A 26,270-nucleotide genomic window follows, 5' to 3' on the forward strand; every position below is an offset into this window, starting at 1 on the left:
AATTAACGATAATTTTTAGATTGGTACTAAATCAAATATAAATATTTTGCTTTTATCGTTTTTTGCGAATGTCTAATTTAAGATTTGGCGACTTAGTAAATCAGTCAAAGCCTTTTAAAACTATCTTAAACCGTCCTACGTTTTTATACATTGTTGGTTATTGGCTTTATTTTTTCTCTATTATTGCGGGTAATATATATTCCTTCATCATTTTGTCTGCATTAGCGTGAGCATTTGGATTGTTATATGCAGAAGACGTAATAACGACAACAAAAGGAATATTTTTAAAGATAAAAATCTTATTTCCACCTCTACCACTACAAAAAGAAACTGGGTAATCTCTGCCATTAACAGTATATATTTTATTCCAGAAAAGGTAGCCGTAGTGGCTATCTTTTATACCAGCATAGGCTTGTGATACTTGTTTTGATACACTTTTCTCTACCCATTTTTCTGTTATAATTTGTTTGCCATTCCATTTTCCTTTGTTTTTGTATAATTGTCCATATTTAGCAAAGTCGATGGCTCTTAGCTGTATTCCGCCAGCGGTATTACCAACTTTTTGTGGTGTGTATTGCCATTTATAATTGGTAATATTAAGTGGTGCAAATAATTTTTTATCTGCATAAGAAATTAATCCTTCAGGAACAGATTTATGAATGATATCTCCTAAGATCACGACTCCAGCAGTAAAATAAGTAAAGTCTTTTCCTATTGTTTTATCTTTCTGCATTGGTAAATCAAGTGAAAATTTAACCCAGTTATCGGTTGGATACATATTTTCTTCATTTCCTGGGCTATTGTAATCACTATCATCACCTACAAATCCCGAACTCATAGTTAGAAGAGATTTTAATGTTACAGAATCTTTCTTACTGCTATAGTTTTTAAAGGATTTTAATTTGTAAAAATCTTTTAAAAATGCATTTTCACTATTGATATGGTTTTCTTTTATAGCAATCCCCAGCATTGTAGATGCAAATGATTTCCCTACAGATCTTGAGTTGTGTAAGCTATTTCTGTTTTCACCATTAAAATATTCTTCTATTAAAAGCTTATTTTCTTTTATAACGACAACTCCATTAATATTTTCGAATCTTTTTTCAGCTATTTTTCTATTTAGTGCTTCTATTTTGTGACGATCAAAACTATCTTTAGATAATTGCCAACCACTATCGAGTTGTATTTTTTGAACTGGTATTAGACTTTCATCTATAGGAATTTTGGCCACTTCGATCGTTATATTCCCTTTGGCTAAAATCGCACCTACTTTTAGCGTTTCTTCTTTTAAATAAGGTCTTATTTCAATAGTTAAAGAATGGTTGCCTTGTGCGAGAACATCTTGTCCTCCACTTAATTTCATAAACTTTAGCCACATAAACCAACCCCAAAAGTCAATCTGTTCGGGATACATTAACGGAACCATATGTTTAAGTTTGGTTGTCTTAGAATCTATAGTTCCTGCACCTTTGTTTAAATTTTCTACATGAATTTTTTTACCATCTACTAAAAACGAAAATTGAAAATTCCCTTTATTTAATAATTGATCTTGTGATAAATTTGGAGCTAATAATTTAAGACTTTCAACAAGAGGTTTATCTAATGTAAAATGAATGTTCAGAAACTCATCTTTATTAAGTGTAAAACTATTGACGTAGTTATTTGGTCTAGGTCTATTTTTTTTAAAGTCAGCCTTTGAAAAAAATAGATTCTCAATTTCATTGGTTTGAGATTTTTTTGGTGTTGAACTTTTACTGGTATTGCAAGCTACGATGAGGCAAACAATAAGTATTAAATAACTTGATTTCATATTTGATTGATAATTGAATTATTCAACAAACATAGATCTATCAAGGCTTACAAAAGCTCCATATTATATAATGGGACTCATTTAACGCTATTGAGAGTCGTTTTTTATTGACTTTTTATAATGTAAAGGAGTGATGCCTTTAATATTTTTAAAGACTCTGTTAAAAGTTGTTTTTGAATTAAAACCACACTCAAAAGACAAACCTAATAAGGTTATATGATCATAATTACCACTATGTAGTTTTTCGATAATAGCATTTACACGATATTCATTTACAAAATCCGAGAAATTTTTATCCAAACCATCGTTTATTACTTTAGATAAAATATTGGGATGCATATTAAGATTTTCTGCTAAAGACTTTAATGTCAATTCTGAGTTAAGGTAAAAACGATTAGTTACCATTTGCTCTTTTAACCAAGATGCTTTTTTGAAGATTTCTTCAGATGGCTTTTCTTTATCAATACTATTTTCTCTATTAGCCTCGAGTAAAATTACTTCTGGTCTTAAAAAAGCTTCTGCACTAATCCAAATAGTGATAATAGACAGTACTACATAAATTGGGTAATAATCACTTATGCTTAACTGAAAATTAAATACTACATAATCAATAATAGTATAGGGTGTCCACAAAAACCAAAGTACAGCAAATACGATAATCAACCTATATAACCATCTTAAACTATATGCGTCATTATTACTGTAATTTTTATTTAACCATGTATGATAAGCTTTAATTTCTTTTAGGGCATATAAACAATAGGTTACTATAGAAATAATTGCAAAAAACTGAACGACAGGCATTAATTGAAGGTAGGTATTCGTTTCTATACCAATAGTATTATTAACAAGTGCATCACGACTAATCATAAAATGTATCGCGAGTTCTATTACTAATGGCAAAAAATGAATGCTGTCTTTTTTAGAAAGACGATAACTAAAGTTGGTTATTTTTTTTACATATAAATATAATAATGGTCCAAGAGCTAAAGAGTAATTTAATGGTATTAAATAAAAATGTGGTATATAATTAGTGATTTGAAAATCCAAACTCAATATCCAAATATTCCAAAAAACAATAATAAAAGTAACTAAGCCAAGTAGTACATTAGCTTTTTTATTTATCCGCTTAGTAAAAATTAGTAATAACCCAAATGTGATTCCTATACATATAGACGCTATTATAATAAGGTTGAAAATATTTAAATTGAATTCGCACATTATTGTATTCTTCTTTTATAAAACTACCTATTTATAAGTGAATACGATTTTTTGCAGCAATGCTAATTCACTTTATTATAAGTGTATTCAGTATCTGTGATTATACTATTTTTAAAGGCTGTTTTTGGTAATGTTTTTAGTTTGTTTATGATGTTTCTTCAACTTGTTGTCGATATCTATTGCATGTTGCTTTCATAAAAATACAACAACCATTCGATTAAGCATCAAGCTGCTATGATCCCATATATTTTGTTGTCCTCGTTTATTTTTCAAAATTATCTCCGTCAAAATATAGATTTGAATTGCCTAATTCTTTCCAAGCTTTTTCACTAAACCCTCCACAATAGTTGAGTTCGGGATTAAAGCAATCTTCAGTATTGGGATCTAAATTTAAAGTTTCATAATTATAAGTGTTTTGCCCTAGATACATATCAGCTATTTTCAAATTTTCATTTTTTTGGGTCTTTTCAACGAAGAATTTTAAATCCCATTCAAGCGATATTATTTCAATTTTTAAAGTGTTTTCCGTTTTTATATTTTCAACAATAATCTTTTTTGTTACCATTGGGTCAATTCCGAAAACAAAATGAGGAGTATAAACAATTTTTATCTTAATGTTTTCATCAAGATAAGAAGTTGCTCTTGTCTTCCACAAGAATTCTCTGCATAAGATAATCATGATAAGAAAGACTATAACTATGGTTACTTTTCGTTTTGTGAAATATCTCATTTTGTTAATGTAGTACAAGGTCTCTTGTATGTTATGTTTGCTTCTCGAAGGGAGCATATATAATATACAAATTATTGTGTGTAGTTCTCTTTATTTCAAACTAATCCGATCTTGAATTTCAATTTTTACAAATGTTCATTATCCTCTACTTTAAATTTCGCTCTTTTAAAAGGTTTTCAATTTCTCGTTTATTATATTTAGAATTATTTACCAATTTATATATCGCAAATAAAAGTATTAAAGTTAAGAAACCAAGATTATTAACTGCAATGCTATAAATCAAAATCCCGATTAACACTCCAATTAATGTAGCATTTATAATTGCGGTTGATTTCATTTTTTTAGCCTCGTTTAAAAGTTCTTCATTAGTTAATCCTGACAGCTTTTTTTCTTTCATTTTGCGTTGTTTGATCTTTTCTGCGTATTGGTTGCTAACTTTTACTTTCTGCAAGCATTGCGCCCTCATAAAATATAGTAACCATGTGGTTCATCACTTAACTGCTATGATCACATATATGTTTTTGTAAATAGTTTTTTACATTTCATTCCAAATAATCTTATAGTTTGAGAATTGAGTTTCAAACCGATCCTTTATGTTTTTTAAAGAAGAGTAATCCAAATTTTTATATTCAATTTCAATTCCGATTAAATGATCACTTAAGCACCAACCTTTACAAATTATGTTTTGGTTAGAATTAGTTGAATTTAGAATGATTTTTTCTCCATATTCATATCCATAATTCATTAAATCAAGCTTATTTAACGTTTTTTGAATTTTTAGTTTAACAGATTTTTCCTTTGAAAGTTGAACATTCTTAGGATTAATCTTAATAGGTTTTTGAACCTCAAAATCCAAATCAACAATAGCATTTTGTACCTCAAAATAATACTCTTTTGACCAAGTATAATTTCTGTCATAAGTCATAAACTTATAAAATAAGACAACTCCCAAAATCATTAAGATTGGAAGTAGAATCAATCTATTTCGTATTTGTTTATTCAAAATGTTAATTTTGAGTTATCTACAACAATGTTATATATGCAACAAAATGCATATACCTATTTGTACTTATTTCTACACGTTTGTAAACATTTGTTTTATCATGATACTATATAATAAAGGATTCGCTTACAAAAAGAAATTCCAAACCAGACCAAAGCGCAATACAGCATCACGTGTTGCATATCCCGGTGCAGAAAACTCGTTGTTCTGTCTAAAGGCTTCACCAAAATTTTCGACTTTAAAAAAGATTCTTGTCTGTCGTACTTTAGCATTAAAAAAGATATCAAACTGAGGGTAACCACCAATCTCTTCTGCATTTTGAACATAAAACTCGGACAACACAGGATCGTATGCATCTGCTTTATAGCTTGTAAAGTATTTAAAGGTGACTCCTGTTTGTAGATACAATGCTTTTTTAAACCAGTGATCGTGATAATACAAACTGTTTCTGGTGGTAATTTCGGGTACATTATATATTTGATCTCCTCCCTGAATGTTTTGGTACATTACGGTATTATCAAGACCTAGTTTCCAGTATTTAAGTCCTTGTGTAAGTTTTACCTTCAATACATCAATACTTTCTGGAGCTTGTAGAGGTACAATTGCAGCATTAGCATCCTTTGTAAAATAGGTATATTTACTAATTGTAGCATAGCTCGCTTCTACTTCAGCAATTTTCTTAGCTTTGATATTAACCTGTATTTTTTGAGTTTCGGTATTATCAAAATTATTTTGCCAGTTATAGTTTACATAATCACTTTGGTAAAGTAAAAAATTATAGTTGGGAGCAACAGATTTAGAGCTTATTTTGGCTCGGATACCATATTTCTCATTAAGGTCATATCCAGCACCTGCATTAAAATAATTTCCTGTAAAATCACCAGAGACAATGTTCATTCCATCGGCAAACAGCTGAAATCCTTTATAGGTATTCTTATACTCACCTCCAACAGAATATATATCTCCTTTAATACGGTTTGTTATATTTATTTGAGCGCCAGAGCTATTTACCTGATTTACAATTGCATTATACCCGTAGTTATAATTAGAGCTTCTGCCCAGTATACGCAGATTCCCCAACCACTTATTGGTAAAATCCACAAATACCTGGTTGCTAAAATCTTCTAAGGCTACATTATCTGAAATATTTGTAGCTACATAGGATGCCCCCAAGAGATTATTAGGAGCAATTGCTGCCTGATCATATTTAAATCTCTTATCTGTAAGATCCATAATATGTCCTACAGACAAGGATGTAGAAGAACTATCTGTTTTTTTTAGTATTGCGTATTCGTGATTTAGATAAAATCGTTTTCCGAGCAATATACTTTCGGCATTTTGAAAATTAACAGATACCGAACCCCGATCTGCAAATTCGTCATCTTCTCCAACAAAATCGCCTGTACCCAAATACTGGTTTAATCCTTCTGCCGATAATCCTCCGTTTTCTTCATTAAGCAAATCTTGTGACACAAAATGTGTGCGTACTTTATATCGGTCATTTTTGGTCGAATAACTAGCTGTAGCTCTAAAATTACCAGTACTCGTTAAGGCATGTTGATATTTCCCCAAAGATCGCACACCTTTATAAGCGATCGAAAGATTAAGTCTTGGTGAAGTATTTACCGTAAAAAATGCATCTAATTGCTGCCCTTGTTCAAAGGTAGTTCTAAAATACAACTCTGTAAGCGGAGTGGGCACCTGGTAGTATCTTATATCTTCGGCTTCCATAAAATTGAAATGCCTGGCCCTGGCTCCCATAAGTGGTAATATATGGTCTCGCTCTTCTCGCTTTGCTAAACTATTATAGGTTTGCCCAACATTATGAATAGGAAGTAACTCAAAATCATCTCTACGCAGATAATTAAACTTATAATCCTTTCGTATCGTTAATGTCGTATCCTGATACGTTGTATCATTTTTTATCGTAATGATCTTATAGTCTGTAACCGGTGGCTTCTTTTTTTTAGTCTTTGGCTGCCTTAACGATTTTCTGGGTTCTTGAGATCCATCTCCTAGATTAGAATCACCTACTCTCTCCTGATCTCTTTGTGCCCACATCATCGAAACCGATAACAGTGCAACTATAAATATTATGTTTTTTCTCATTAGAATGCTAAACTGTGGCAAAAATATACTTTTTTAACGAAAGTAAATGATACTCATTGTTTGTTTAAATTAACTTTTTAGTCAATTTATAAAAATAGTTTTTTGGTATTCTATTCATACCGTATCTTCGTAATATGCTTACATTACAATTAAATCCAGACATTCTCGAATGTGGTACCGATGAGGCAGGGCGAGGATGCCTGGCAGGTCCGGTCACAGCAGCTGCCGTAATCTTACCCGATGATTTCAATAATTCGATTCTTACTGATTCTAAACAACTTACCGAAGCCAAAAGAAATCTACTAAAACCTATAATAGAAGACTCCTCTTTGACCTACGGTGTTACACATATTTTTATGGAAGAGATTGATGAGATCAATATTTTAAATGCCTCTATTCTGGCTATGCAAAGATCGATAGCGCAATTACAACCTGAGCCAGAACACATCATTGTAGACGGAAACAGGTTTAAGCCATATCATAATATACCCTATACTTGCGTTATAAAAGGAGACGGAAAATATTTAAATATTGCAGCAGCCTCTGTATTGGCAAAAACATATCGTGATGAGTTTATGGAAAAAATACATGAAGAGTTCCCTATGTACAATTGGAAAAAGAATAAAGGATACCCAACAGTAGAACATCGGGATGCCATTCGTAAATATGGAATTACCAAATATCACAGGAAAAGCTTTAGGTTATTACCAGAACAACTTACACTAGATCTTAAATAGTTATATCTTTGAGGCTGAAGAAAGAGAAAATTTTAAAATATATTAAATTATATTTCGATCATTATATTAGACTTTATATTTTGCAAACCGGGAAACTGAAAATTTTTATTTTGACAACCAAATTCAGGAATACAAAACGCATTGGCATAATGAAAAAGATAACTGCTGTTCTTTTAATTTTTATTGCTATTTCTTGCGAGGACACATCGAAAAAATCAAATTCTTTACTGGATCACATCCCAAGAGATACTCAAATTATTATAAAAATTAATGATCTTGAAGGTGCTGCCAGTAAATTAAGAGATAATAATTTTATCAAAAACAATAGCCAGGTTGCTTTTTTTGAATACTTCAAAAACTTGTCTATTCTGGATCAAACTCATCAGACAGAAAGCATATTATGTTTCTCTCCATTGGGAAAAAACGATTATGAATATACTTATATTTCAAAATTCGACCCTGCTGTAATCAATACCGATTCGCTAAATACAAAGCAAATTGAAACAATAAATTATTCTGAGAATACCATTTATAAGGTGACATCAAAGGGAGAGTCATTTTTTGCTACCCGACAGGATAGCCTGCTTATTGCCTCTTCTTCTCAATTATTGATCGAAAATGCTATACGAATGCAAGCCGCTCCAATTCCTATTGATAAAGATTTACAAAAAGTATATGAAGTGTCTGGTACCGAAAACACATTATCTGTACTGGTTAATGGAAAAAAATTACAAAACATTCACAATACATTACTGCCTAATACAGATCTCAAAAGCTTGCAAAATTTTAGCGGTTGGATATCAGCCGATGCTACTATAGGACAGGATGCAATGTATCTGGATGGTATTGCTATAGAAAAAGATTCACTATCCAGTACCATTGGGATTTTTGATAATACAATTGCCCAGGAAAATAAAATTTCAAAAGTGACACCTGTTACTGCAAGAGGTTTTATCTCTTATACTTACGATGACTTTGATGTATTGAAGAAAAATCTATCCGTAGCACAGGATAGAGAATTAGAAGATATCCCTGGAGACCTTGACGATATATTATCAGGTGTTTCTGAAATCGGTATGATTTTTCTCGAAAAAGAAAATATATTAGTTCTAAACTCTCTTAATCCCGAAACGGCTCAGGAAAGTCTGGCAGGAGATAAAGTAGACACCTATAGAAATACACCGATATACAATTATAAAGGCTCCTCTGCTTTTTCGCAAATCCTTACTCCTTTGGTTACCGATTTTGACGCCAAGTTTTATTTTGTTCGGGATGATTTTATCATTTTTGGATCTTCTACAAGAGCTCTTAAAGATATTATTGCTAATATCCTGAATCAAACATTACTCTATGATCAAGAGTATTACAAAGCAACTGTAAAAGATTTATCCGACGAATCTTCGATATTAATAGCAGGTACTATCAAAAACATAAAAGAATACATTTCTAAAAATGTTGAAGAAGAACATTCATCGCAATGGGAAGCACTTAAAAATAAAGGATATCAAATAGGAATTGTACAGGTTGTAAAAGAAAACGATTTTGCTCACGTGCATAGCATTTTACAAAAAAGCAGAGCTAAAGGTGCCGCTACATCTGTCACTCAAACCGCGTCAACTACTCTGGAAAATAAGGTATTAACCAGGCCTGTTCTTGTTAAAAACCACAGAACCAAAGGTATGGATGTTGCAGTACAGGATATCGAAAACAATGTATATCTAATTTCTGATAAAGGTGCTATTTTCTGGAAAAAACAAGTCGATGGTGAAATACTAGGCGATATTCAACAAATCGATATCTACAAAAATGGCAGATACCAACTATTATTTAATACTGCCAATACCTTATATCTGGTTGATCGCGATGGAAAAGATGTAAAACCGTATCCTAAGACATTTGAAAAACCAATTACACAACCTCTTGCGTTATTTGATTATGACAAAAGCAAACGTTATCGTATTGTTATTACCCAGGGCAATGAAATAAAAATGTTTGATGCAGAGGCAAAAGCTGTAACCGGTTTTAGGTTTAAAAACACAGAAACAGATCTTATTTTACCGCCAAAACATATTAGAATCGGAACCAAAGATTATATTTTACTTTCTGAAAAAAATGGAACATTAACTATCCTAGATCGAATAGGTAAACCGCGAATTAATGTAAAAGAAAAAGTTGATTTTTCTAAAAATGAATGGTACCAATACCTGAACAAATTTACATCTACTACTAAAAGTGGAAAATTAATTCAAGTACAAAACGATGGTAATGCTGTAGAGCAAAATCTAAGTTTGCATGAGGATAATAGAATGGTAGCTACCAATAAAACCCTGGTTACTTTTTCTGAAAATAAGCTTACTATAAAAGGTAAAACCCTTGAACTTGATTTTGGAGTGTATACAGAGCCTAAACTTTATTTTATCAATAATAAGATTTATGTTACCATTACAGATATACAAGCCAAAAAAGTATACTTATACGATAGCAATGCAGAGCTATTTCCTAATTTTCCGGTATATGGTAATTCTGTATTAAGTTTAGGGAATATGGATAAGGATCCTAATCTCGAATTTGTAGTTCAGGGAGAAGAAAATGGGGTACTTATCTACCAAATAAATTAATCTATTGTTAAAAAACATCGATAAAAGAAAACTTGAAATTTAAATTTCATGTTTTCTTTTATCAGAACTCAATTCACACATAACTCCGTACTACAGAGCATTTCCTTGCTTTTCACCTTACTACTTTAAGGAAATACATTCATACATATTATTTAACATTAATTTAAGATTTTGAGTCGGTTATTATTATTTTATGTTAAATGTTATTTTACAAGTACTAAATTTCATGTTTAAGAGTTGTACAGCCAATGACATAGATTTACTAACACAAACCAAACTCAATTATGAAAACAAGTATTTTTAACAAAATACTGGTGCTCACGTTCTTACTCGTGAGTATTAGTGTTAATGCACAACTATGGAGTCCCGTATCTCCTGCAAAAGCACAAGCCAAATCCAAAGAACTTAGAAAAACAACTCCAACGCAGTATCAACTATTTAACTTAAACACTACAGCGTTAAGATCTATCTTGCAACGTACACCATCAAGAGTACAGCAAAAAAGTTCTGGTGTTGTAATCCAACTCCCTACTGCAAAAGGAGTATTACAAAAATTTAGAGTTCTTGAAGCTTCTGTTCTTGAAGAAGGGCTCGCAAAACGATTTCCAAGTATCCAATCTTTTGTTGGATACGGGATTGATGATCCTACATCTATTGCCAGGTTTAGTTTCTCTAATGTTGGTTTACACGCCATGATAACTTCTGGAAATCATTCGACCATTTACATTGATCCTTATACAAAAGACAAAACGAGTTATATCTGTTATGCTAAAGCAGATCTACCTGCTGATCCTAATAGTTTTGAGTGTCTGGTTGAAGAAAACGTTAAATCAAACTTTTCTAATCAACAATTCAATGCTTTAAAAAATGCCAATGATGGCAAACTAAGAACTTTTAGGTTAGCTATCGCATGTACCGGAGAATATTCTCAATTTCATATCAACAATCAGGGAATTAGCTCTAGTGCCTCTGATCAGGTAAAAAAAGAAGCTGTACTTTCTGCTGTAAATACTACTATGACTCGAGTAAATGGTATTTTTGAAAGAGACCTTGCTCTTACCATGGTACTGGTAAATAATAATACAGATATCATTTTTCTAGACGCTAATACCGATAACTTAAGTAATAGTAATGCCAATGCATTAATTAATGAAAGTCAGACTGTTTGTGACAATGCTATTGGTTTTAACAATTATGACATCGGACATGCATTTAGCACCGGAGGAGGAGGATTGGCACAACTTAGATCTCCTTGTACAAATTCTAAGGCACGAGGAATCACAGGAAGTGGTCGTCCTATCGGAGATGCGTATGATGTAGATTATGTTGCTCATGAAATGGGACACCAATACGGTGGAAATCATACTCAAAACAATAGCTGTCAGAGATCTAATGCATCTGTAGAGCCAGGAAGTGCTTCTACGATTATGGGATATGCTGGTATTTGTTCTCCAAACGTACAAAACAATAGTGATGCTTATTTTCATGCAATTAGCATCCAGGAAATGTGGCAGAATATTTCGCAGGGAAACAGTACATGTGGTACCCAAAGCAATACTGGTAATGCTGCCCCTACTGCTAATGCCGGACAGGATTATACGATTCCTGCCTCAACACCATTTGTATTAAAAGGTAATGGATCTGATACTAATTCGGGAAACAATCTTACGTATTGCTGGGAGCAAATGGACGCGCAACCTGCAACTATGCCACCTGTTGCCACTTCGACCAACGGACCTGCTTTTAGATCTTTGACTCCAGCTGCTTCGCCTGATAGATATATGCCAGCATTACCAACAGTGATTTCGGGGCAAACCTCTTCTACCTGGGAAGTTGTTCCTTCTGTAAGCAGAACAATGAATTTTAGACTTACCGTAAGAGATAATGCATCTGGTGGAGCAAGTACTGCCAGTGACGATACAAAAATAACCGTTGCAGGTGCAGCTGGGCCTTTTGTTGTTAATGCACCCAATACCAATGTTAACTGGGCTTCGGGATCAACACAAACCGTTACCTGGGATGTTGCAGGAACAACTGGTAATGGTATTAATGCTGCCAACGTAGATATTTTACTATCTACCGATGGAGGAAATACGTATACAACGACAATTGCTTCTGCAGTACCTAATGATGGTTCTCATAGCATCACTGTACCAAATGCGGTAGGAACACAGAACAGAATAATGGTTAGAGGATCAGGACATATTTTCTACGATATTTCTAATGCCAATTTTGAAATCTCTGGAGGAAGTGGTGGAGATACACAAGCCCCTACAACTCCTAATGGTTTAGCTGCTTCAAATATCACACAAACCACTGTTGATCTTAACTGGAACGCGGCTACAGATAATGTAGGAGTTACAGGATATGATATCTATCAAGGAAATACTGTAGTCACAACAGTAACTTCTACTTCATATCAGGTTACCGGATTATCAGCTAATACATCATATAGTTTTAGAGTAAAAGCAAAGGATGCAGCAGGTAATGAATCTAATTTCAGTAACACTGCTAATGCCACTACGCTTTCTCAACCAGATACTCAGGCGCCAACGGCTCCTGCTAATTTAGCAGCTTCTAATATTACAAAGACCACAGTTGATCTTTCCTGGGATGCTTCTACCGATAATGTAGGGGTTAGTGGATATGATGTTTATCGAGGTACTACAGTGATTTCTACAGTTACTACTACTTCTTATCAGGTTACTGGATTATCACCAGATACTGCTTATAGCTTCAGCGTAAAAGCAAAAGATGCTTCTGGTAACGAATCTAATGCCAGTAATACTGTAAATATTACGACACTTCCAGATACAGGAGGTTCGTCTTGTACCGGAGAGATTTCATCATTTCCATATACTGAAGGATTTGAAAATACTCTTGGAGCGTGGAAACAGGCAACCGGAGATGATTTTGACTGGGCTGTAGATGCTAACGGAACTCCATCCAGAAACACTGGGCCTTCTAGTGCTTCACAAGGAACTTATTATGTGTATATGGAATCGTCTACGCCTAATTATCCTACCAAAAGAGCAATTCTTAACTCTCCTTGTTTTGATTTAACCGCCCAGACAAAAGCTAATTTCTCATTTAAGTATCACATGTATGGTGCTTCAACTATGGGTAGTTTAGCATTAGAAGCCAGTAATGATAATGGTGCTACATGGACCTCGGTTTGGTCTAAATCAGGAAATCAAGGAAATTCATGGCAATCGGCAAATGTAGATTTAAATACATACTTAGGTTCTACAGTACAATTACGTTTTAATGGGGTTACAGGCAACACCTGGCAAGGTGATATAGCTATAGATGATGTAAGTCTAAGTGAAGGAGGATCACAAACTACCTGTACTGATGTGGTATTAACTCTTAATTTTGATAATTACCCACAAGAGACAAGCTGGCAAATTACCGATAGCAATAACCAGGTCGTTGCATCGGGAGGAACTTATGACTCTCAACCTGATGGATCAACATTAACAATTACAGAGTGTTTAGAACCAGGAACCTATACTTTTACACTTAATGACACGTATGGTGATGGTATCTGCTGTGCCTATGGTAATGGATCCTATACGCTTACTTCGGAAGGAACTACAATAGCCTCTGGAGGATCTTTTGGATCTTCTGAAGCTACAACATTTACAATCGGTAGCCCTTCTGCAAGATCATTAGTAACCGTAGAGGGCACAACAACTACCAAACAAGTAGAAGTATCTGCATTCCCTAATCCTGTAGGAAAAGATCGTTTACTACATGTAATCGTTTCTAAAAAAGATACTTCATATGAGATTGTAAGTATTCTTGGGAAAATCGTAATGAAAGGTAAGCTAGTTCAAAAAACAATCAATACCAGTGCATTACCATCTGGATTATATATCCTGAAACTTAACCCGGGAGGCGAAGGTAAATACAAATCTTTTCAATTTGTACAAGAGTAAATATTCGATTATAGTTAATTATGGTAAGCGATGCATTGAGAAATGCATCGCTTACTTTTTTAAGTTAAACCCGAATTAAAGTCTTATTTTTTCTTTAATGTTGAAGGTTTTATGAGAAACCTCAGGTATGCTAAGCGATATATCAATATTAATTTCGTCTTTTGATTTTTGAAGCGTTAAACTCCCATCTTTTACCTTATAATATCCTGCCTCTCCTCTACAAAAACAATGTTTTCCGAAAAGTAAATCTACTTGTTTTAATGCCTCACCTTTTAAACGTAAAGTCTCTGCATCTTTATTGATTTCAAAATGTATTGTTTCAGAATAATCCCCATCTGCAGTACCTTCTGGCCCTTTGATTAAAAATTTAAATTCGACAACTATCCCCTCTCCTTTTTCGATAACAGGATAATATCTACCTGTAGTATCTTTTTTTAACACCAGCGAAGATTTTTTATGAAGTTTGATAGTACAGTTCCCCCCCTCGGGGCAATACTCTTTATTATTATGAGGTATAGAAACTACTGCTATTTCTTTTGAAGAATCTACTGTGTTTTGAGTTTTGCATGCCCATACCAGCATAAGAGCACTAAGAAAAGTATATACCTTCATCTGTTTATCATTTTTAATCTTTTTTTTGTTTAAAAGGTCAGATTGTTATTATGAAGGGATTTACACTTTTTTCAGTGGCTATAAAATGCTATTTTTTACTCCTATTTTCACTTCAATCAAAAAAAATAAATCACCTTTACATATAAAACCCGGGATTAACTTTTTTAGTATGAAATGAACCATAATAATGTAGTTAATATCAACCAAAATTAATATTAGCGAATTCCTATCCGACCGATACTACAAATAAAATAAACAGATAAAACACCGAAGATTAAATTTCGGCTTTTTGTGGTATAAATTCTGCTTCAAAAAGAGTTGTGAAATGTTTTAGCAACTTTGCTTTAACCTCATCTACGTCTACACGATCTACTTCTAATTCGACATGCAATGATGTAACGGTTTTGTCTTTAATTCCACAAGGAATAATATGATCAAAATATCCCAGGTTAGCATTAATATTTAAAGCAAAGCCATGCATTGTAACCCAGCGACTGGCCCGAACTCCCATAGCACAGATTTTACGGGCAAACGGAGTGCCCACATCAATCCACACTCCAGTCTCACCTTCACTTCTTGTGGCATTAATATCATATTCTGCCAAAGTAAGAATTACCATTTCTTCTAAAAAACGAAGATACTTATGGATATCGGTAAAGAAATTATCAAGATCAAGAATTGGATATCCTACAATCTGCCCGGGGCCATGATAAGTAATATCTCCTCCTCTATTAATTTTATAAAATGTGGCTTCTTTTTCTTCTAATTGCTCTTCTGATAATAACAAATTGCTGATATCACCACTTTTACCTAATGTATATACATGTGGGTGTTCTACAAAAAGAAAATGATTTGGTGTACTAAGCCCTGCATCTTCTCTTCGATTTTTTATTTTTATATCTAAAATTTCTTTAAAAAGAGTTTCCTGATACTCCCAGGTTTCTTTATAATCTTTACGGCCAATATCCTGGAGTTGAATTTTTTTATTCATAGTTCACAAAGATACGTCTTAAAAAAAGTGAAATGATATTTTTTTTAATTTTCAAGCTCTACTTCGACATCTAATATCTTAGGGTTTTCCATAAAGTCGATAAACCCGACTTCGAGTATAAAACTCTTCATGTCTAAGCTAAATGTGGCTTTATCAGATGACATTTTTACTATTTTTCTCGGAAAAGTATACTTCAATTTATATTTAGAGCTTGCTAAAAACATTTTGGCTTTTTCTAAGCTATCCATGCTTTTTTTAACCTTTTCTTCGTCAATAATCTCTGTAATCCTACTAAACTTATTGTTTTTAAAACTATATCTTACTTTGGTCCCTCCTTCTTCCGATGTTAATGTTTCGAGAGGATCAAACGTACTCCCACTTCCCGGAGTCTTATTATTCTTGCCTTCGATAACCATAGCAGTTTTAAAATCACTAAATATATCACCTAACTCAGAAACGTCTTTAAAGCCTTTGTACATATCCATATTCATTTCTTTAGCTTCAGAGTTGACCACGATATGCATTTCAAAGTCTTTTAGCCTTTGTAATCGTTCCTGCATTTCTTTTGACAATTTTGAAATACTATCTTTATGCTTTTCTAAAAAGTCGTTAAAAACCAGCAGCGAATCTATTTTTTCTTTCTTTTCTGCAACCTGCCCTTCTCCCATCTTCATAAGCTCTGATCCATCAAAGTTTATGGTAATTTTTCCTGTTCCATCTTCATTCAGATTCAAATGCTCTGAAAATTGACATCCTACCAAAAGTAAAGATGATACTATAGTTAACACACAAAGACTAAATCTTTTCATATATTTTATTATTTATTCGAACTAGAGTACCTATTCTAACAGATCTATTTTCATTAAGATTATGGATAGTACCCAGCTAGCTTTTCCTTACACTTTTGATCTGTGGTGTAAAAGTAAATTAAATATTATAAAGTATTCAAAATAATGAGTCCTGAGTTAGGAATAAGTAATCATTAGCATAAAAGCCGCATTTATTATTTTTGATGTAGGAAGTATTGATATTAGGTTCAATCTTACGGAATTTACAGGTATTACCATATCTTATTTATTCACATCTTGTACTACCCACTCAAGCTCTTTATCTACTCCTTTTTTTGTTTCGATATAAACATCTGGTTTAATCCCAAAACCATCGGGTTCTACGGTATGAGGCGCGTTTATTTTCATCAACCCTACTCTCATATTTACTTTAGAATTGGGAAGCTCTACATAGGCAAAAAAGCCTGCAATGGTCCCGTTATATGCCCCACCAGTTTCTTCTCCTACAAAAGTAGCACGTTTGGTCGCTTTTAGATGAGTAGATAAAATACTACTTGCAGAAAAGCTTTCCCCATCTATTAAAACATAAAGTTTACCGGTATACGAATTTGATTTTGGTGTTCTGAGTTTACTATACTTAAATTTAAAATAAGGATCTCCTTTTTCTTTTTTAACTTTAAAAAACTGGTATGTTGTTAACACCGGGGAGAATAATATAGCTCCGGTTTTTCCGATCCAGGATTTTGTATGAAAAAGTGGATATAAGAAACTTAACCGTTTAGTCATTTTTGCCTTTTCGATAAATACATATTCTTTATCGGTCAAATAAGAATAGAGTTCTTCTATTTCTGCTAATCTGCCTCCCAGGTTTCCTCTTAAATCTATAATAAGGTTTTTACTGCTTGCAGAATCTATCTTTGAGAAGCTTTCTTCATAAAAATCTTTATAATTCCCATTCGTAAAACTTCTTATTTTCATATAAGCAATAGCAGAAGTACTATCTGATATAATAAATTTAAAATTTCTATTGTATTCTTTTTTGTACGTATCAAAACCATATTTATTATGCTGTTTACGTACCTCCTTATTCTTTTTTCTGGCTATTTTTTTATCTGATTTACTTTTCTTTTCTACAGGTACAGTTATAGTATCCTTTTTTATCTTTTTTATCTTTTTGCTATACCCTGCATGTACATAACGAGAATAAATACTATCTCCGGTTTTTAGCTTCACTAGTACACTATCTTTTTGTTGGTGTGTTCTGGCATAAAACACTCCAAAACCATGACCAATATACTTTGGGATAAATGTTCTATTATAACCATCCCCGGTATGTAATTTTTGAAAAGACACTAATAGATCACTTGTTTTTTGATGATCTACACTCAATACTTCAGAACCCACCACTAGAGTATCACTTTTTTCATAATTCTTTTCGACATATACCTTATTATCTACACTATGAAAAGCTAATGATTTAAAAGGGTAACTCCTTTTCCCTTTTATTTTTTTCTCTCTTCTTGTTTGCTTCTTATACGGAGGATAAATTGCAGTATGCCCCTGTCGTATACTGGCAACTACCGGAGCTAATTTTTTATAAAATATAATACTGGATACAGGTTTTTTTATGCTTTTCTTTAATCCATCTATTTTTTTATCCAATGAATCCTTACTAATATACCAATACAAATCCGGGTGTAGTTTTTGTAATTTACGATATGCAAAATCTATATCATCGTGTATTTCTTCTGGACTATGAAGTTCGCTGATTTGTTGATTATATTTTTTTACTGAAGAACAAGCGGTTAATAAAAGGATTAATACATATAAAAATAACGTTCTAATCATAAGACTTCATTTTGGATCCGAAAGTGTACCACTAAATGTATGCCACAATTATTGTAGCTATGTATTAATCATAATTATCCTGTTTTACTGTATCGACTACCTTTCTGTAGAAAAATCAGAAGTGTTTTCTGTCATTTTGGATTATTAAGTATAACCAATGCTGCTATCACTCCAGGTACCCAACCGCAAATAGTTAACAACAATACTATTACGACAGACCCACAACCTTTATCTAATATCGATAACGGTGGAAAAAAAATAGCCAATATAACTCTCCAGATACTCATAGTTTATAATGTAAAATAAATTAAATGTTATACTTATAAGTAGATGACAATTTTATTATGTTACAATATTACTATAAAATTAATTTCTATATTTTTAACCTGGCTTGAAAATTAAAAATAATAAAACGAGCAATACCAAATTTTAAAAAGGCTTAAATGCATGAAATTACCATTTCTAATACTATACTTTAGTGTATTGATTTGTCCCAAAATACTTTTGGCACAATATGAATTTTCTGGCTATGTCGATAAAAAAAACTGGTCGGGAGATATTTATTTATCGTTGATAGAGGATTACAGAAAGTTATCTGGGGTCTATCCCGAACAGATTATTCAGAAAACGGTAAGTGACTCGATGGGCTATTTTAGCTTTTCGGGAGATAATCTTCCATTACAAAATCATATGTATAGGATTCATATAGAAGGGTGTTCTGAAAATGAAAAAGAACCAATTCATTTTAATGGATTTTGCCCTTATAGTAAAGAAATACTATTTATTGCCAATAACACAGATACGCTTACCTTACCCTTTTCTTTTGATAACGAAATGTTTTGTAAAATTATTTCGAATAATGAAAAAAGCAATGCTTTTATTAAAGTCGACTCTATCATTGATGAAATGCGTTTTGCCTTTGCTTCATATAGAAGTGAAACCAATCGTAAGATCAATGAAAAAAAATGGTTTACGACATTACAACATTTCGTAAAAAACCAAAACGAACCCCTCACAGAACTTTATGTTTATGCTTTTTTATCTGATAAAGCCAACAATCTGTATGCCCATTACCTTGAAGATTTAAAACAAAACACATATTACGATAATCTATTAGAACGATTACAAAAAAAATATCCCAATAGCACGTATGCCAAGCAATATGAAACAGAATTAGCTTCAGACAAATTTATAATCAGCCCCAAAGCGGTTTCATACAAAAATTGGTGGTTATGGATAGTGTTAGCATGTGCTATAGCGCTTAACATTTTTCAATTTCTCAACTATAGAAAAAAGATAAATACATCTCAAAGTTCAGAAAAAAATCTTACGCAACAAGAGCAAAAAGTATTAGACCTTATTCTTGATGACAAGACAAATAAAGAGATTGCTTCTACCATGTTTGTAAGTATTAGCACTATAAAAACTCACATTAACAATCTGTATAAAAAACTTGAGGTAAGTTCAAGAGACGAAGTTAAATCCTTATATATCAAGAAATAGCGAAAAATCCACCCGGGGTCTAGTCCCCATTTCAAACCTGTTTTTATTGATTTTATTCCTTTATGTTTTGATTTTTGATAACGCTAATCCAAATCAAAATAAATGCATAAAATACCTGTAAAAATAATTCTTACATCAATATTCGTTATTGCGCTGCTATGTACTCTAAAGGCGCAAACCAGTTCTGTACAAATTCTTCAAACCACAAGATTACCAAAGGATACAATTATAACGAAAACGTTAATTAATTCATTCGATGGATTTCTTAGCTTAAAAGATAAACCCAATAACCAAAATACATTTGTCTTACCTCAAAATCTTTTGGCGACCTCAGCATTACTAGATGAGCTAAAAGATATAGAAAAAAGTACCAAGTTTAAAGATGACAATTTTTATAAATGCTATGTAAATAATATCCTCAAACTTAATGACACCGAGTATTTAGTTCAGTTTTACTATATGGGTATACACCAAAACGAACCCGTTTTAAGAGCAAACTATAGCATACTCGCACAGAAGAAAGGTCATCAGTTTTATTTCTATTCCCCGCTACATCAAAATACAGTATCATGGCAAACAAAAACAATAGGAAATAACACCTTTTATTTTAAAAACAATTTTGAAATCTCCAAAGCAATAGCATATACTTCAAAAATTGCAGAATATGATAGCATACTAAATATTCCCAAACAACCCACCAAATTGTATTGTGCAGAAAATTTTAATGAAGTGTTGAAATTAGTGGGAGTGGATTTCAAAGTAGATTATAATGGATACAGTCACAATACACTTATTGTCTATGAAAATACTACTAATCTAATTATCGATGGTGTTCTAGCTTCTAACCCTGAAGGTTTTGATCCACATGATCTATGGCACAGTAGAGTACGAAAAATACTTCCTGCAAAAAAAATATACAAACCAGTCGATGAAGGTTGTGCTTTCTTATTTGGTGGCAGCTGGGGATATAGTTGGGAAGAAATTCTTCAAAAATTTAAACGATTTATAGCCTTAAACCCAGATGTCGACTGGATAACTCTTTATAATGAAGGTAAAAATTATGGAGACGAAATCAATAAGGCATTAAGAGTAGATTATACCCTTAACGCTTTATTGATAAAAAAAATAAACAAGGAGAAAGGCTTTTCTCCTATCCTCAAATTACTGAGTTGTGGTAAAAAAAGCGAAGATTATTTTCCTGTATTGGAAGAAGTAACCGGTATAACCAAAAATAATTTCAATCAAAATATAGCTAAGCTGATTAAACAAATTAAATAATTGTAGATCGTACTATCTACAACACTACAAAAGAATTAAACCGAGAAGAATAATACCTCTTCTCAACAAACAATGTTTTTAACCCTTTTAAATAATTAAAAAATCGAAATCATGAAAAAAGAATTCCTAATCTTAGCCAGCCTACTTGTAATGGCTGTAGTATCTTGTAAGGATGATGCTACCAAAAAGATAAACGTAGAAAACGTAGCCGTTTCTGAAAGTCGAGATGCGAAAGTCTCAGATTTTCCGGTAATGGACTTTGCCGAAATCAATCACAATTTCGGAACCATTAACGAGGGTGATATTGTAGAACACAAATTTACTTTTACCAATACCGGTAAAGCGCCACTGGTTATTATTAGTGCCAAAGGTAGTTGTGGTTGTACGGTGTCTAAATGGCCAAAAGAACCCATTGCTCCGGGAGCTACAGGAGATATGATGGTTACCTTTAATTCTAATGGTAAACCCAATATGCAGAACAAGCAGGTAACGATTACGGCAAACACCGAAAAAGGTAAAGAAATACTTAAAATCAAAGCTATGGTTACTCCCAGAGCTAAGGCCGTAAGCGGGGCTCCAATAAGCAAATAGTCATTCTATATAGAAGTAGCTTATATAACTCGAAATCAACCAATTCTTAATAGAAGGAGCTACAGTTACACTCGGGTTAAATCCAAAACGATGAAGCTTTCTAAAAAATAGAATCTCAATGTCAAACTGAGCTTGTCGAAGTTTTTATACTATTGATAGGCAATACTTCTTGGACAGGCTCAGACTGACAATGTATTTCAAACAGCCTTATCATTTACATCTTATTTCCACTTAATTTAAACCCAACACAATGAAAACAATCATATGTCTTATCATAACTATGATTTTATCCATAATGACACTTTCTGCCCAATCTTTTAATCATGAGATCAAAACAGAGGGAAGTTCTCCTATGCTTCTTGGTAAAATCAATAATCAGGGCTTAGCACAACCGCCATATAACGAGTGGTTTTCAAAAAACCATAAAGAATACATCCCGAAACAAAGCAGTATAGATTCTTTAACAACTCAACTGCTCCCCTATACGATTACTCTTTTTATGGGTACCTGGTGCGGAGATAGTAAACGCGAAGTTCCTCGTATGTATAAAATATTAGAAGAAAGTAATTTTCCTCTGGATCGACTCACCGTTGTTGCGGTAGACCGAAGCCGGGAAGCCTATAAACAAAGTCCTGGAGGAGAACACGAAGGTTTAAATATACACCGAGTACCTACTCTGATTTTTCACAAAGACGGAAAAGAAATCAATCGTATTGTAGAATCTCCCAGAAAAACACTGGAAGAAGATATGCTTGCGATACTGTCTAAAAACTATACTCCAAAATATAGCTCGGTAATGCTTATAGATGATGTCCTTACTAAAAAAGGAACGTCCTACATCGCTAAGAACACAAAAAAACTAGTCAAACAATTTAAAGATAAGACTCAGAGTTTATACGAACTAAACACCTATGCCAGCGTTCTTTTCTATGCGGGTAAGAAAGAAGAAGCTTTAGCAATATTAGACTTTAATACTTCATTGTTTCCAAAGGAAGCAAATACTTATGTAAGCCTAGCTAATACATATCTTTATCTGGAGGATACTGCAAATGCAATCAAATACTACCAGAAATCATTAAAATTTGAAGATAATAAGAAAATACAAAACAAAATTAAAGAACTAAGCACTACATTAAATGTTTCGAAGTAATCGTAACAAGGTTTATAGACCTCACAGGTTTTAAAAACCTGTGAGGTCTGTTTTTGGTCTACATTTTGGCCCAATCGTTTACCTAAAGCATTTACAATCATCACTTTTTTGCTTCCATTCGTCACAAAGTCTATTGATATGGCGACACACATGTTTTTATTATTGATATTTGGTTAATCATTACAAGCAGGCGCATATTGTGTATCTACAATGTATATATTATTGATAATTTTCTAGATTTTTTATACCTGAATTATTGTGCCACATAGGTTTGCAATTGTAACCAAAACCATATTTCAACATTAAAAACATAATAAAAATGCCCCAATTATCTAAAGCAGACAAAAAAATAATAGACGAATTTATCAAATTAAATACCTCTCAAAATAATGCTGATTTCATTAATCTTAATGAAGAATCATTAGAGGTTATGTATAAAAAGAAAATTTCAGAAGATTTTACTTTTTTGTTAGTCAGGTGGAAGACAAAAAACGGAACTAAAACATGGGGGCTTTTGCCTTTCAATGTAATGATTAATGACATAAATGAAGAAGAATTGTTAAGAATCAAGGAGCCCGAAAGATATTTGAGGGTAATCAATCTCTTATGTGGAAAGTATTTATGTGAAAACGAACCTGAAAATATTTCTTTAATTGATGAATCATTTGAAATAGAAAATTTCAGAATGAAGTTGTTCAATAATTTTGAAGATATCCGTATTGAGTTCGATCAAAAATATGTTCATAACGGATTAGAAGTAATGAAGGGTACTTCTTCGGTACTTACCTATCTAAAAACATGCGATATTGAAATCAATTCACCTATTCAGGTATATACCAATACTTCCAAAAAAATTAAACTTAGCGTGGCTTCTTGTACCATAAAAAAGAAAAGAAAGAAATATAAGCTTTGTCAAGAGAATTTATTATTTATTGAACAAAACAATACTGGTCATTTCTTAAAATTATATCAGATGGCCCTTAACAGACAACCTGTATTTAGTAAATACCCTCTTCATTACTTTATTGGAAGTAAATTGGGCCCGATCTTCATTGGCAATAAAGAGTATGACCACTTACATCTATATTAGGTATAGTCTCTATCATCTACCAAAACCATTTACAACCATCACTTTTTTTAAATGCATTTCTCACATAGTCTATTGATACAGCATATGCACCTTTTTTATTATTGATATTTGACTATTATCAAAAACAAAAAACATCCTATGAAATCAATTATAATGCTTACCTCTGTATTTTTAACATTTACATTTCAGAGTATATCGCAAACCAAAAATGGCGAAATACTAAAAACCGAAAAGTATCGTATTACAACTCCATATGATTCTTTATCCGATTTTCTTCGATGGTACTTTCCCAAAAAAATGTATGACGAAGCAAAAAATCAAAAAACATACGAATGTTTAAAAATTAAATACTCTAGTGATACTCACCAAGTAGAAGGTTTCATATATAAGCCTATAGAAACTCAAACCAAAAAATATCCGGTCATCATCTGGAATAGAGGAGGGACTGGTAATTATGGGAAATTTGGAGAATCAGACCTGGTTACCTTTCATCAAATTGCCAAAAGAGGCTACATCATAGTGGCTTCTAACTTAAGGTATATTAATAACAAAGAAATGTACGATCAATTGGGTGGAGACGATTTAAATGATATTTTAAATCTAACGCCATTAATTAAAACGCTAGACTATGCCAATACTTCTAACATTTTTATGGTAGGATATTCGCGAGGAGCTCTTATGACTCATTTAGCAATAAAAAATAATGTTCCCATTAATGCAGCGGCTGTAATTGCTGGTGTAACTGATGCAAAAGTTTTTTATACAAATAGGCCAGAATTTATTGATGGATGGAACTACGACGGATATGTTTTTAATGGTCTTAAGAAAAATCTTCCTGATTTTGAAAATAGAAAAGAAGAATATATACTTGAGCGTTCTCCAATACGTTGGATCGACAAGATAAATACACCACTATTAATTCTTCATTCTAGAACCGATAGTAAAGTCCCTGTAGAACATTCGATTAACTTAGCTAGTGAAGCACAGAGGTTGGGTAAGGTATATAGTCTAATAATATATGACGATGATGGTCATTCTCTTCCTGGTAATAGAGATGATGTATTCGATAGAATCTGTAACTGGTTTCAAAAATATATGCAATAGTTACTATTACCTACCGTTTGTTATACGTGTACCCAGCACTATTTCATACATAATCATAAAAATTGTGCAAACAAAATACAATTACTACATAGGGAACATCAATAAAGTATTAGATTACATAGATAAAAATTTAGAAGAACCTTTTTCACTAGAAGAATTATCCTCGATCGCTAATTTTTCTAAATTTCATTTTCATAGAATATTCTTCACCATTATAGGAGAATCACCATTTCAATATATAACAAGACTTCGTTTAGAAAAATCTGCTTCCTTGATGTTATCTCGACCCGATGAAAAACTATCCAGCATAGCTTCTTTATGTGGTTTTTCTGACCTTTCTATCTTCTCAAGAAATTTCAAAAAACATTTCAATATTCCCCCTTCTTCTTACAGAGAAAATACAATTAAAAAAAGCAATACAAGTCAAACGAAGAGCAATAATAAACATATCGAAGATAAGATCGACATATACTTTTGCCCAGAATCTAAAACCACTAAATGGACAAGTACTATGGAAATTATTAAAAACGTTGAAGTAAAAAGAATTCCAAAAATGACCGTAGCATATATAAGAAGTATCGGTCCGTACAAAGGAAATGATGCATTGTATAAAAAGCATAGAGATGAGCTTTTTGCTTGGGCTGCATCTAGAGAATTGATAAATAATGCAAACTTTAACTATCTCATCCTTTATCACGATAACCCTAATGTTGCTCTTAACGACACACAAAGAATGAGTCTTTGCGTAACAATTCCTCCCGAGACCGAAACAACTGGTGTAATTGGTAAAATGGATATAGAAGAAGGAAAATATCTTATTTGTCAGTTTGAATTGTCTACACAAGATTTCCCAAAAGCCTGGGATTGGATTTATGGGCAATGGTTTCCTCAAAATCATTATATCCCGGATGACAAACCATATTTTGAGCTTTACCCAGAACAACCAAAAGGAGAAATATTTAAAGTTAACTTCTGTATTCCTGTAAAAGCAGTTTAAACAAAAGTTAGATTATATTGTTATTACAATCATCACTTTTTTACACATATTCGTCACAAAATTGATTCATATTACCATACATATGTTTTTATTATTAATATTTAGCCATATTTTGTTTTGTAGCATGCTTGATAAAGTAAATCATATAC

The 26,270-nt window shown here is 32.5% G+C and carries 21 protein-coding genes; 10 read left to right on the plus strand and 11 right to left on the minus strand.

Features of this window, described 5'->3' with window-relative positions:
• Positions 1-166 precede the first annotated feature (166 nt).
• From NNH57_RS11080 to NNH57_RS11105, 6 genes are all read right to left on the minus strand, one after another.
• Positions 167-1,810, minus strand: a complete 1,644-nt coding sequence (locus NNH57_RS11080; RefSeq protein WP_108807316.1) for a serine hydrolase domain-containing protein — start codon at positions 1,808-1,810, stop codon at positions 167-169.
• Positions 1,811-1,897: 87 nt separating this feature from the next.
• Complete coding sequence (locus tag NNH57_RS11085) at positions 1,898-2,713, minus strand: helix-turn-helix domain-containing protein (protein ID WP_254504157.1); 816 nt, start codon at positions 2,711-2,713, stop codon at positions 1,898-1,900.
• A gap of 580 nt (positions 2,714-3,293) precedes the next feature.
• Complete coding sequence (locus tag NNH57_RS11090) at positions 3,294-3,761, minus strand: hypothetical protein (protein WP_132065930.1); 468 nt, start codon at positions 3,759-3,761, stop codon at positions 3,294-3,296.
• Between the two features lie 145 nt (positions 3,762-3,906).
• Complete coding sequence (locus NNH57_RS11095; protein WP_074410390.1) at positions 3,907-4,158, minus strand: FUSC family protein; 252 nt, start codon at positions 4,156-4,158, stop codon at positions 3,907-3,909.
• Positions 4,159-4,296: 138 nt separating this feature from the next.
• Positions 4,297-4,764, minus strand: a complete 468-nt coding sequence (locus tag NNH57_RS11100) for a hypothetical protein (protein ID WP_132065928.1) — start codon at positions 4,762-4,764, stop codon at positions 4,297-4,299.
• Between the two features lie 126 nt (positions 4,765-4,890).
• Complete coding sequence (locus tag NNH57_RS11105) at positions 4,891-6,873, minus strand: putative porin (protein WP_108807317.1); 1,983 nt, start codon at positions 6,871-6,873, stop codon at positions 4,891-4,893.
• Between the two features lie 134 nt (positions 6,874-7,007).
• Between NNH57_RS11105 and NNH57_RS11110 the strand changes: the two genes are divergently transcribed.
• The 3 genes from NNH57_RS11110 to NNH57_RS11120 all read left to right on the plus strand — a co-directional run bounded on the left by NNH57_RS11110 (position 7,008) and on the right by NNH57_RS11120 (position 14,169).
• Positions 7,008-7,610 carry a ribonuclease HII gene (locus tag NNH57_RS11110; RefSeq protein WP_074410368.1) on the plus strand — a complete coding sequence of 201 codons (603 nt, stop codon included), beginning with the start codon at positions 7,008-7,010 and terminating at the stop codon, positions 7,608-7,610.
• 149 nt (positions 7,611-7,759) lie between these two features.
• Positions 7,760-10,228 carry a hypothetical protein gene (locus NNH57_RS11115; protein WP_108807318.1) on the plus strand — a complete coding sequence of 823 codons (2,469 nt, stop codon included), beginning with the start codon at positions 7,760-7,762 and terminating at the stop codon, positions 10,226-10,228.
• Positions 10,229-10,512: 284 nt separating this feature from the next.
• Positions 10,513-14,169 (plus strand): reprolysin-like metallopeptidase, encoded by a 3,657-nt coding sequence (locus NNH57_RS11120; RefSeq protein WP_082995068.1) that lies wholly within the window; start codon positions 10,513-10,515, stop codon positions 14,167-14,169.
• A gap of 75 nt (positions 14,170-14,244) precedes the next feature.
• Here NNH57_RS11120 and NNH57_RS11125 read toward each other — a convergent pair whose 3' ends face one another.
• From NNH57_RS11125 to NNH57_RS11145, 5 genes are all read right to left on the minus strand, one after another.
• The gene (locus NNH57_RS11125; RefSeq protein WP_074410365.1) at positions 14,245-14,781 is read right to left on the minus strand and encodes a hypothetical protein; all 537 of its coding nucleotides are present in this window, start codon (positions 14,779-14,781) and stop codon (positions 14,245-14,247) included.
• 274 nt (positions 14,782-15,055) lie between these two features.
• Entirely contained in the window at positions 15,056-15,772 is a 717-nt protein-coding gene (lipB, locus tag NNH57_RS11130; protein WP_108807319.1) for a lipoyl(octanoyl) transferase LipB, read from the minus strand.
• A 44-nt stretch (positions 15,773-15,816) separates the two neighbouring features.
• On the minus strand, positions 15,817-16,581 hold the full coding sequence (locus NNH57_RS11135; RefSeq protein WP_074410363.1) for a hypothetical protein: 765 nt from the start codon (positions 16,579-16,581) through the stop codon (positions 15,817-15,819).
• A gap of 261 nt (positions 16,582-16,842) precedes the next feature.
• Positions 16,843-18,408 (minus strand): S41 family peptidase, encoded by a 1,566-nt coding sequence (locus NNH57_RS11140; protein ID WP_108807321.1) that lies wholly within the window; start codon positions 18,406-18,408, stop codon positions 16,843-16,845.
• Positions 18,409-18,539: 131 nt separating this feature from the next.
• Entirely contained in the window at positions 18,540-18,695 is a 156-nt protein-coding gene (locus tag NNH57_RS11145) for a YqaE/Pmp3 family membrane protein (protein WP_074410361.1), read from the minus strand.
• 160 nt (positions 18,696-18,855) lie between these two features.
• Between NNH57_RS11145 and NNH57_RS11150 the strand changes: the two genes are divergently transcribed.
• From NNH57_RS11150 to NNH57_RS11180, 7 genes are all read left to right on the plus strand, one after another.
• A complete protein-coding gene (locus NNH57_RS11150) occupies positions 18,856-19,911 on the plus strand; it encodes a LuxR C-terminal-related transcriptional regulator (RefSeq protein WP_108807322.1) in 1,056 nt (351 codons plus the stop codon).
• A 102-nt stretch (positions 19,912-20,013) separates the two neighbouring features.
• Positions 20,014-21,189: a hypothetical protein gene (locus tag NNH57_RS11155; protein WP_108807323.1), complete on the plus strand. Its 1,176-nt coding sequence runs from the start codon at positions 20,014-20,016 to the stop codon at positions 21,187-21,189.
• A gap of 111 nt (positions 21,190-21,300) precedes the next feature.
• Positions 21,301-21,780: a DUF1573 domain-containing protein gene (locus tag NNH57_RS11160; RefSeq protein ID WP_074410358.1), complete on the plus strand. Its 480-nt coding sequence runs from the start codon at positions 21,301-21,303 to the stop codon at positions 21,778-21,780.
• Positions 21,781-22,030: 250 nt separating this feature from the next.
• Positions 22,031-22,930 (plus strand): hypothetical protein, encoded by a 900-nt coding sequence (locus NNH57_RS11165; protein WP_108807324.1) that lies wholly within the window; start codon positions 22,031-22,033, stop codon positions 22,928-22,930.
• Between the two features lie 319 nt (positions 22,931-23,249).
• Positions 23,250-24,020 (plus strand): hypothetical protein, encoded by a 771-nt coding sequence (locus NNH57_RS11170; protein ID WP_108807325.1) that lies wholly within the window; start codon positions 23,250-23,252, stop codon positions 24,018-24,020.
• Positions 24,021-24,158: 138 nt separating this feature from the next.
• The gene (locus tag NNH57_RS11175; RefSeq protein WP_074410355.1) at positions 24,159-25,124 is read left to right on the plus strand and encodes an alpha/beta hydrolase family protein; all 966 of its coding nucleotides are present in this window, start codon (positions 24,159-24,161) and stop codon (positions 25,122-25,124) included.
• Between the two features lie 64 nt (positions 25,125-25,188).
• Positions 25,189-26,121 carry an AraC family transcriptional regulator gene (locus NNH57_RS11180; RefSeq protein ID WP_159099152.1) on the plus strand — a complete coding sequence of 311 codons (933 nt, stop codon included), beginning with the start codon at positions 25,189-25,191 and terminating at the stop codon, positions 26,119-26,121.
• Positions 26,122-26,270: the final 149 nt, after the last annotated feature.

This window comes from Aquimarina spinulae (genome assembly GCF_943373825.1).
Taxonomy (GTDB): Bacteria; Bacteroidota; Bacteroidia; order Flavobacteriales; family Flavobacteriaceae; genus Aquimarina; species Aquimarina spinulae.

Bases quoted from the DNA above. Each gene is read 5' to 3' on its own strand.
- NNH57_RS11095 (WP_074410390.1), bottom strand. From the start codon at position 4,158: ATGAAAGAAAAAAAGCTGTCAGGATTAACTAATGAAGAACTTTTAAAC.
- NNH57_RS11165 (WP_108807324.1), top strand. From the start codon at position 22,031: ATGAAAACAATCATATGTCTTATCATAACTATGATTTTATCCATAATG.
- NNH57_RS11125 (WP_074410365.1), bottom strand. From the start codon at position 14,781: ATGAAGGTATATACTTTTCTTAGTGCTCTTATGCTGGTATGGGCATGC.
- NNH57_RS11120 (WP_082995068.1), top strand. From the start codon at position 10,513: ATGAAAACAAGTATTTTTAACAAAATACTGGTGCTCACGTTCTTACTC.
- NNH57_RS11105 (WP_108807317.1), bottom strand. From the start codon at position 6,873: ATGAGAAAAAACATAATATTTATAGTTGCACTGTTATCGGTTTCGATG.
- NNH57_RS11170 (WP_108807325.1), top strand. From the start codon at position 23,250: ATGCCCCAATTATCTAAAGCAGACAAAAAAATAATAGACGAATTTATC.
- NNH57_RS11160 (WP_074410358.1), top strand. From the start codon at position 21,301: ATGAAAAAAGAATTCCTAATCTTAGCCAGCCTACTTGTAATGGCTGTA.
- NNH57_RS11175 (WP_074410355.1), top strand. From the start codon at position 24,159: ATGAAATCAATTATAATGCTTACCTCTGTATTTTTAACATTTACATTT.
- NNH57_RS11155 (WP_108807323.1), top strand. From the start codon at position 20,014: ATGCATAAAATACCTGTAAAAATAATTCTTACATCAATATTCGTTATT.
- NNH57_RS11090 (WP_132065930.1), bottom strand. From the start codon at position 3,761: ATGAGATATTTCACAAAACGAAAAGTAACCATAGTTATAGTCTTTCTT.
- NNH57_RS11140 (WP_108807321.1), bottom strand. From the start codon at position 18,408: ATGATTAGAACGTTATTTTTATATGTATTAATCCTTTTATTAACCGCT.
- NNH57_RS11115 (WP_108807318.1), top strand. From the start codon at position 7,760: ATGAAAAAGATAACTGCTGTTCTTTTAATTTTTATTGCTATTTCTTGC.
- NNH57_RS11080 (WP_108807316.1), bottom strand. From the start codon at position 1,810: ATGAAATCAAGTTATTTAATACTTATTGTTTGCCTCATCGTAGCTTGC.
- NNH57_RS11150 (WP_108807322.1), top strand. From the start codon at position 18,856: ATGAAATTACCATTTCTAATACTATACTTTAGTGTATTGATTTGTCCC.
- NNH57_RS11110 (WP_074410368.1), top strand. From the start codon at position 7,008: ATGCTTACATTACAATTAAATCCAGACATTCTCGAATGTGGTACCGAT.
- NNH57_RS11145 (WP_074410361.1), bottom strand. From the start codon at position 18,695: ATGAGTATCTGGAGAGTTATATTGGCTATTTTTTTTCCACCGTTATCG.
- NNH57_RS11135 (WP_074410363.1), bottom strand. From the start codon at position 16,581: ATGAAAAGATTTAGTCTTTGTGTGTTAACTATAGTATCATCTTTACTT.
- lipB (WP_108807319.1), bottom strand. From the start codon at position 15,772: ATGAATAAAAAAATTCAACTCCAGGATATTGGCCGTAAAGATTATAAA.